The following is a 267-nucleotide window of genomic DNA, read 5'->3' on the forward strand; positions in this document are numbered from 1 at the left end:
GCCGAGCATCAACGCCAGCGGTACCGGAACTCGGGTAGGCAGTTTGAGCGGCGGCGTTACCCGCAGCGAATACACTGTCGGTTTGGGCGCGGCAGCGTACGAGCTGGACCTTTTCGGACGCGTCCGCAGCAACAGCCAAGCCGCATTGCAAGGTTATTTCAGCGTAGCCGCAAACCGCGATGCCGCCCACCTTGCCCTGATTGCCGCCGTTGCCAAAGCCCATTTCAACGAACTCTACGCCCAAGAATCAATGGCATTGGCGCAGCG

Annotated in this window: 1 pseudogene; it reads left to right on the forward strand. The window is 61.0% G+C overall.

From position 1 onward, the window contains the following. A pseudogene (locus ACTHSX_RS10675) lies at window positions 1–267 on the forward strand (multidrug transporter); the annotation flags it as partial.

Origin of the sequence: Neisseria sp. P0014.S002 (assembly GCF_051958295.1) — a bacterium.
GTDB classification, from domain to species: domain Bacteria; phylum Pseudomonadota; class Gammaproteobacteria; order Burkholderiales; family Neisseriaceae; genus Neisseria; species Neisseria flavescens_B.